Below are 7,103 nucleotides of genomic sequence, written 5' to 3' on the forward strand. Positions count from 1 at the left end.
CGTAGCAACCCTGCGGGAAGCTAGCTACAGCGTCGGGAGTATGTCACGCAGCCTGCGACTTCATGGGCTCCGAGCAGGCCAAAATGAACTGGTCGATCTCCAGCAGAATGTGTTCCGCCTCGGCCAGAGAGGCCGGTACGCTTGCCAGCACCTGGGCATCTACTTCCGCAGCCTGCTCCGCTTCTTGCAAGAGGTTCATCGAGTCATGGCCGAGCAGGAGCTCCAGCTCGTTCAGGGTTACCATGGCCAGCTGCTCCTCGGCTTGATGGAGCTTATTTCGTAAAGTCTGAACTTGTTCGGTTTGCGCCTTCAGCCCGACTTCCGCCTGCTCCGCGCGAGACATAGCCAGTTGTGCAGCCTGCTGGGCCTCATCCCGCTGAGCTTTCAAGAAGGCCATCTCTTGCTCCAATTGGGCCAATCGCTCCTGCAGGCTGTAAATGTGCTGATCCCGGTCTCCCAAAGCTCGCTCTAGCTCGCGATTTCGAACTTCCATCTGCTGACGAGCTTCGTTCGCTTGGGCCAGCTGTTCCGCCAAGTTTGCCATTTCCTCTTCCATGTTGGTGAGCCGACTCAAGCGTTCCAAAACCTGAGCATTTTCGGCTTCCAGTTTCTCAATCAGCGCTTGAGCGCTCAACAGTTCTGCTTTGGTAGAGTCCAGCTCGCCGCAGACTTGGTCGTAGTTAGCGATTAGCTCGCCAAGCCGGGCCTCTTTGGCTTGCAGTTCTTCTCGTAAGGAGTTCATCCAGCGGTCGCTCTGCTCAATCCGCTGTTGCAAGAGCGGCAGTTGAACCAGAGCTTGTTGGGCAGCACTGAAATAGCCAAGGAGTCGTTTGAAGTGGCGCTGTAGGTGGCTGTGGGACTGATCCAATTTGTCGAAGGCTTCGTTGAGAGAGAGATAGGCCTCGCACAGTTTCATGTAGCGCCGAGCCACAGAATCAGGATGATCCATAGGGTTATAGAGTCCAGGTGGGGTGCCGTGTCTATTTTATGCTGTTCATTCTATTGGCCAAGCCTGGAGAAGGAGGCATTTGATACAACAACTGGGGGCTTAATTTTACTTTAATATCCGGTGCCCCAATCTCTCTTGCGAGCCAAGGCCAAAGATTCTGCCCCAATACAGCTTCAGACGTTACCCACAGGCTACACAGAGACTAAAGCGGCTCCTCAAAAGCAATTGAAATCTTGTCTTGACCACACAACCGGTTCATCTACATATTTAGTGTTCATGAGAAGATGCCCACGAGCTCTAGCGCTAGATGTGCTGCAAAAGTAGGGCTCTTCATGGCTCAGACCGGCTGGGCATTGGGGATCCCTAGCTTCTCCAAATAGGCGGCTGCCCGCAGCAGTTTGGCTTCTTGATAGGGGGCGGCCACCAGTTGTACGCCAAAGGGCAGGGATCCGCTCTCGCGCAACGGCACTGAAAGCACCGGCAGGCCGATAAACGAGAGGGGCTGAGTGTAGAGGCCGAGGTTGGGCCGAGTGAGAACCTCTACCCCATCGATCACCATCTTCTCTTGGCCGAGCAAGGGGGCAAAGCAGGGGGTGGTGGGGGCGATGAACAGATCGATCTCCTGAAAAATGGCCTGCACCTGCTGGCGATACCAGCGGCGAAAGCGCTGCGCCTGCAAGATCCAACTGGCAGGCAACAGGGCTCCGGCCAAAAAGCGATCCCGGGTGGCCGGGTCAAAGTCGTGGGGGCGAGTTCGCAGGTTGGGCAAGTGCAGGTTGGCTCCCTCAGCAGCCGTGATCAGGAAGGCGGCGGCACGGGCGCGCTGGGCTTCCGGGATCCGCACAGTCTGGCCGACCCCCAAGGCTTGGGCCACCTTTTCTACCCCGGCCAAGATGGGGGGCTCTGCCCCTCGGGCAAAGTAATCATCCGCCACCGCGATGCGCAAGCCCTCGATCCCCTGCCCCAATTGCCCAAAGGTGGGATCTACAGGACGCCGGGTACAGACGGGATCTTGGGGATCCGGCCCTTGCATAACATCGAAGCTGAGGGCAATATCGGCCACCGAACGGGCCAAGGGGCCCACGTGGTCAAAGCTGGCGGCAAACAGAGCCGCTCCTGCCCGCGATAGACGGCCATAGGTGGGCTTGAGGCCGTAGACGCCACACAAAGAGGCCGGTACCCGAATCGAGCCGTTGGTGTCGCTGCCCAGGGCGAGAGGCACCAAACCTCCTGCTACTGCAGCTGCCGAGCCGCCGGAGGATCCCCCCGCACTGCGGCTGAGATCGTGGGGGTTGTGGGTGGGGCCGTAGTGGCTGTTTTCGGTGACGAAGCCGTAGGCGTACTCGTCCATGTTGAGGGTGCCCACCAAGATTGCCCCTGCCTGCTTGAGACGAGCCACCACCGTTGCATCTTGGATGGCCGGGGGATTCTCGCGGTTGATCGCCGAGCCAGCCAGGGTGGTGAGGCCGGCCACGTCAAATAAGTTCTTGACGGCAAAAGGCACCCCTGCCAACGGGCCTACAGGGATCCCTTGAGCCACCTGTCGATCCACCTGCTCCGCCGCTTGTAAGGCCGATTCCTCCAAGACAGCTGTAAAGGCATTGAGCTGGGGATCCCGCCGGCGAATCCGCTCCAGACAGGCGGCCACCACCGCTTGGGCGCTCACGGATCCCTGGCGGACAGCCCTGGCAATAGAGACCGCGTCAGCGCTGCCGAGAAGGTGGGGATCCCCGGTCATGGCTGAGGGTCAAAGGTGGGATCTGGCTCAACTATCGGCGGCAACGGGAACTCCAGCACCTGTTGAGCAATGGGCAGAAAGCGGGCAAGATTTTCGATCACCCCTGCTCGGTGTTCAGGATGCAGGGGCAGTTGCAGCAGTTGGGCCATTTGATCGACGTAGGTTTCGGGATCCCAGGGCTGCATGGTTTTGGGGTCAGGGAGCCGATTGCAGCAAAAATACCACCACTAGCCTCCAACAACAAGACCGTCGTCAACTAGGGAGCGGACATTTGCACAGTGTTGCCCTGCAGCGACCAGAGACGCTCGTTGGGCAAGACAGGGCGGGTTATCGCCTGCCGTTCCAGCTCATTCAAAGCAACGCGACGGCTATGTGCAGAGCGATTGGAAGCAGCGCTGGCTTGCAGGCGTTTGCGGAATAGGCGCAACTGCTGCTGCTCCGCGGCGGGAGAGACATGCTGGGCAAAGAGGGGATGCAAGATTTTCTCCTCCTGATCAAACTGAGCCCGCAATTGCCGATAGAAGTGAAGGGCAGCAGAGGGATCCACCTGCTGGGGAGTGCGCTCTGATTGGTGCAAAAAGCGCGTCAGCTCCGGGATCTGATCCCGCAGATGTTGCTCCAGCCGCTCAATTTGGTCGCTAAGGTGGGGATCCGCCTGGAGAGCCGACCTGAGCAGGGGGTAGAGAACATGGCGCTCCAGTTGAATGTGGCGGGAGAGGCGCTGTCGCAACCTTTGTACACAGAGGCGTCGCTGCTCCAGATCCAACTCCGGCGCTCGAGACAGGCGAGTCAAAAACTGCAGGATGACGCGGTGCTGTTCAGCACAAAGGGCAACCAGCGTACCGGCAGAGGCTGCTCGCGTCAGCGGGAGGGACTCCTCAGAAGACATGGCAGTTGACAGCAGAGAAGTTTCATCTCAGCTTAACTTTGTCAAGAAATGGTGGCTTGCGTAAGGGTACGGGAATAGCGCAGGTGTCTTGGATACACTCGGGCAGCAATCCTGGGAAAAGTTGTCCAGATCTGAACTCCGGCAACGCCACTCTCTAGGCTTGCACAGGCCAGCGGCGTTTCCAAGCAGAAGTGGGCTCCAAAGGGGATCCCTGCTGTTCCCGTTGGCGTTGCAGACGGATTTGCGCTCTATCTCCTTTCAAGGTGGGATCCCGGTAGGGCACGGCAGCGCGAGTTTTCAGGTGCTCCCACTCCATGGGGGAAAGAGGCGGCAGGTGGTCAGGTTGGGGCGAGGCCACTGTCCCCGGCCAAGGACGACCTACCGGGGGGGTAGAGCCGATGAAAAGCCCTGCTTCCAACAGAGCCGCTCGCACCGCCGCTGCACAGGAATAGGTGGCCAAAATGCCGGTTGGTCGCATCCGTTCGGCCACGGCCCGCAAGAAATCCACCGTCCACAGCTCTGGGCAAACCGAAGGGGAGAAGGGATCCAAAAACACCGCATCTGCCCACCCCAGCGGCACCTGCAACACCGTTTGCCGGGCATCGCCCCACAGCAGCGTTCCGCGCCAGCGCTGCGATTGCCAGGATCCCTGTTCAATCCAGTGTTGCCATTCTTGCCCAAAGCTCCAGGTGGATCCCACCCCCGCCTGCCAAGCCTGGCGAGGCACTTCCGGGGATCGCTCTAGGCCGATTACTTCTACAGAACAGTGGGGCCGGATTTGCCAAATGGTTTCTAGGGCAAGGCCGGAGTTGTAGCCCAAGCCAAAGCAAATATCCAAAAGGCGAATGGGCTGGGCGGGATCCCGCTCCAAAGGCAGCCGATCCAGCCGGCAAGGGCGGACAAACTTCTCCAGAGCCTCCTGAGCGGCACCACTGACGTTGTGAAAAGCTTGTCCAAACTCTTCCGAGAAAAAGGTCAGGGATCCATCCCCTGTGGTCAGCACCTGCCACCGAGTCTCCATCGCTTGCTGTTGTCTCTATTTTCAGTCGGGCGATTCTTTGATAGCTTGAGAACGTTGAGATGTGTTTCGCAGCTCACCGGCAGGGCTCTCGACATCCCTGAGTAGGGAGGATATTTCAACAGCTATGTCTCTACTGGATTGGTTTGCGGAGCGGCGCAGACAAACCTCTCTGAACCTGACAGGTAGCAGCCCCTTCGACAAAGAGCGTCAGGTAAGAGAGATTGCCGACGGCCTCTGGCAAAAGTGTCCTGCCTGTGACACCCTGACCTACACCAAGGATCTGCAGCAAAACTGGCAAGTTTGCCCTAGCTGTGGGCATCACCACCGCATTACAGCCCCAGAGCGTCTGGAACAGCTTTTGGATCCCGGATCCTGGCAGCCCCTGGACGAACACCTGGCTCCCACGGATCCCCTACACTTTTTCGACCAAAAGCCCTACTCCGAGCGCTTGGCCACCTACCAGGAGCGCACCCAGCTCAAGGATGCCGTCCTGACAGGGTTGGGAAGCCTGGAAGGGATCCCGGTGGCGATTGGAGTGATGGACTTTCGCTTCATGGGCGGCAGCATGGGCTCGGTGGTAGGCGAGAAGATCGCCCGCCTCACGGAACGGGCCACCTGCGATCACCTGCCCTTGATCCTCTTTTCGGCTTCGGGGGGAGCCCGCATGCAGGAAGGGATCCTCAGCCTGATGCAGATGGCCAAGACCTCAGCCGCCCTACAAAGGCACCGCGACGCCAGACAATTGTTCATCTCCGTGCTCACCCATCCCACCTATGGCGGGGTGACTGCCAGCTTTGCCATGCTGGGAGATTTGATCCTGGCCGAGCCAGGCGTGCAGGTGGGGTTTGCCGGGCCGAATGTAATCGAGCAAACCATTGGCAAGGGCAAGCTTCCCGAAGGCTTCCAAACCGCCGAATATTTGCTGGCCCAAGGGCTCATCGACGCGATTGTGCCCCGCACCGAGTTGCGCAAGCGCCTGGCCCAGTTGCTCTCCATGCACCGCCCCCGTTTGCACATGTCCCTTCCCTCCATAGACTCGGAGGCTTTAACCCTGCAACCTATGCTGTAGGTAGATCCGCCTAAGATGCGGAATTTGTGGCCGAGGCCGGATCCCTTCCCTGCGGAGGGTGTAGTCATTAGTGGAGAGATATTGGGTTCCATCAGACTTCTCTCCGGCTCCTGGGGTGGGGGGCAGGTGTTCTGGGATGGAGCCGTACTGTCCCCTGCGGATCTTCACAAGATTTCCTGGTGGGCGGTAGCGGATGGTGTTAAGGTGGGGCATGAGGTCTTCACCGGAAACGATGGATTTCAAGCTGCGCATCCGTACTGCTGAAACTCCGCAAGGGCAAAAACTGGCGATTGTGCCGCTGGAGGGTCGTTTTGATGCCAAGGCCGCCTCAGAAGTTCGGCAATTGCTCCAGCAGGTTTTAGATTTCGGTTATCCCAATATGTTGATCGACATGTCATCGGTCACTTTTATGGACAGCTCTGGGCTGGGGGTGTTGATCTCGGCTTTGCGCAAGTGCCGTGCTGCCGGGGGCAACATTAGCCTTTGTTGCGTGCCGGAAAGTGTGGCCCTCGTCCTCAACCTCACCTCCATGGAAAAGGTACTGACCTGCTTTAGCGACCTGGAGACCGGCATTGCCAACTTTTCCAGCGCTCCCACTGCTCGTTAGGCCGACATTAGGCCTTACTTTTGGGGATCCCCCGATGCTCTTTTCAGCCCATCAGCGAATTCTGGTGATCCCTCTAGCAATTTTCTCAACAATCTTCAGCCATGCCCCAGACCGGCCTCGATACCTTTCAGCTTCTCTACCAGCACCACCGTGGCCCCAGCTTCTGCGAGCGCATGGTGGCGACGGCTCCTGGGCGCTTTAACGAGGCGTTTTGGCAGTTCTGGCAGATGCACATCGAGCCCTGTCTGCCTCCTGCACCGCGCTTGTTGGATCTGGGAACCGGGCCGGGCTTTGCTCTGGGTCAGTGGGCGCAACGCTATCCCGGAGGACACTTCATCGGGGTGGATGTGATGCCCTACATGTTGGAGCGAGCGGCGGCAGACTTGAAGGGGATCCCTGGAATCCAGCTGCTGCAGGCCGACCTGCACGACCCTCACTTGCCGCTTGCGGCCAACAGCATCGATGCAGCTCAGGCAGTGGTGGTGTTGCACGAGATGGTGCAGCCCTTGCGCTTGTTGCAGGAGGTGTTGCGTCTACTCAAGCCGGGGGGGCGATTTTTGCTGGTGGATTGGGTGCGCGCCCCGCTCAGCCTCTACTTCGATGCCGATACAGAGGCCCAACTCTTCCAGTCGGACACGCCTTTGGAAACGCTGCTGGATCAGTTTACCCACTTCTACGAGCACAATCGCTTCAGCGCCGAAGACCTGGTGTGGTTGCTGGAGAAGGTGGGTTTCGCAGTGGTGGCTCAGCAGCTCTACAACCAAAATCGCTTTGTGCGACTTGCAGCCGAAAAGCCTATCTCGTAAACTACCCGGCTCCGACCGCTAAGC

General features: G+C 58.8%; 8 protein-coding genes. 3 read left to right on the forward strand and 5 right to left on the reverse strand.

Annotated elements, in window-relative coordinates; genetic code table 11:
* Positions 1-43: 43 nt before the first annotated feature.
* The 5 genes from NW815_RS08220 to NW815_RS08240 all read right to left on the reverse strand — a co-directional run bounded on the left by NW815_RS08220 (position 44) and on the right by NW815_RS08240 (position 4,597).
* Positions 44-949: a hypothetical protein gene (locus NW815_RS08220; protein ID WP_414390611.1), complete on the reverse strand. Its 906-nt coding sequence runs from the start codon at positions 947-949 to the stop codon at positions 44-46.
* 337 nt (positions 950-1,286) lie between these two features.
* Positions 1,287-2,687, reverse strand: coding sequence for an AtzE family amidohydrolase (locus NW815_RS08225; protein ID WP_414383519.1), 1,401 nt, complete (start codon positions 2,685-2,687; stop codon positions 1,287-1,289).
* Positions 2,684-2,872: a DUF4089 domain-containing protein gene (locus tag NW815_RS08230; protein ID WP_414390613.1), complete on the reverse strand. Its 189-nt coding sequence runs from the start codon at positions 2,870-2,872 to the stop codon at positions 2,684-2,686. The genes NW815_RS08225 and NW815_RS08230 overlap by 4 nt, the downstream gene beginning before the upstream one ends.
* A gap of 71 nt (positions 2,873-2,943) precedes the next feature.
* A complete protein-coding gene (locus NW815_RS08235; protein ID WP_414390614.1) occupies positions 2,944-3,576 on the reverse strand; it encodes a hemerythrin domain-containing protein in 633 nt (210 codons plus the stop codon).
* 154 nt (positions 3,577-3,730) lie between these two features.
* A complete protein-coding gene (locus tag NW815_RS08240) occupies positions 3,731-4,597 on the reverse strand; it encodes a tRNA (5-methylaminomethyl-2-thiouridine)(34)-methyltransferase MnmD (protein WP_414415894.1) in 867 nt (288 codons plus the stop codon).
* Positions 4,598-4,721: 124 nt separating this feature from the next.
* On the opposite strand from NW815_RS08240, the gene accD reads away from it, so the two are divergent.
* The 3 genes from accD to NW815_RS08255 all read left to right on the forward strand — a co-directional run bounded on the left by accD (position 4,722) and on the right by NW815_RS08255 (position 7,079).
* Positions 4,722-5,666 (forward strand): acetyl-CoA carboxylase, carboxyltransferase subunit beta, encoded by a 945-nt coding sequence (accD, locus tag NW815_RS08245; protein WP_011434210.1) that lies wholly within the window; start codon positions 4,722-4,724, stop codon positions 5,664-5,666.
* Between the two features lie 211 nt (positions 5,667-5,877).
* A complete protein-coding gene (locus NW815_RS08250; protein ID WP_414344448.1) occupies positions 5,878-6,273 on the forward strand; it encodes an STAS domain-containing protein in 396 nt (131 codons plus the stop codon).
* A gap of 101 nt (positions 6,274-6,374) precedes the next feature.
* The gene (locus tag NW815_RS08255) at positions 6,375-7,079 is read left to right on the forward strand and encodes a class I SAM-dependent methyltransferase (protein ID WP_414415895.1); all 705 of its coding nucleotides are present in this window, start codon (positions 6,375-6,377) and stop codon (positions 7,077-7,079) included.
* The last annotated feature ends 24 nt before the right edge of the window (positions 7,080-7,103 follow it).

The sequence above is a fragment of the Synechococcus sp. R6-7 genome, from assembly GCF_047461695.1.
Lineage (GTDB): Bacteria > Cyanobacteriota > Cyanobacteriia > Thermostichales > Thermostichaceae > Thermostichus.